The organism is Ancylomarina salipaludis (assembly GCF_004122035.1).
Lineage (GTDB): Bacteria > Bacteroidota > Bacteroidia > Bacteroidales > Marinifilaceae > Ancylomarina > Ancylomarina salipaludis.
In genome coordinates this window covers 1-538 of the sequence record NZ_SAXA01000054.1, presented here as the reverse complement: position 1 = coordinate 538, position 538 = coordinate 1, and the positions used below count along the sequence as shown (strand labels likewise).

Annotated in this window: 1 protein-coding gene; it reads left to right on the top strand. The window is 51.9% G+C overall.

Annotation, left to right across the window (positions count from 1 at the left end):
• The coding region (locus EO244_RS16975) for a hypothetical protein (protein WP_206734607.1) at positions 1 to 538 on the top strand (538 nt) is incomplete at both ends.

Below are 538 nucleotides of genomic sequence, written 5' to 3'. Positions count from 1 at the left end.
GCTGCCATTAGTTCAGCTCAATTAGATGCTACAGCTAAGGCCAATGCTGCTGAAGCTGCTGCTATAGCAAGTGCAGCCACAGATGCTGCTACGAAAGCAACGATTGCTAAGAATGCTGCGATTAGTGCGGCGGCGATTGACGCACAAGCGAAAGCCGATGCGGCCCTTGCTGCAGCTCAAGCAGATGCTAAGCTCAAAGCGGATCAGGCCAAAGCGGATGCTATTGCATCAGCTAATGCAAAGGCAGAAGCCGAAACCGTGAAAGCTAAAGCTTATGCCGATGGTATTGTAACCGAGGCGGAACAACGCGCCATTGATGACGCCACAACTAAGGCGAATAATGCAGAGGCAGCTGCCATTAGTTCAGCTCAATTAGATGCTACAGCTAAGGCCAATGCTGCTGAAGCTGCTGCTATAGCAAGTGCAGCCACAGATGCTGCAACAAAAGCAACAACAGCTAAGAATGCTGCGATTAGTGCGGCGGCTATTGATGCACAGGCGAAGGCTGATGCGGCCCTTGCAGCAGCTCAAGCGGATG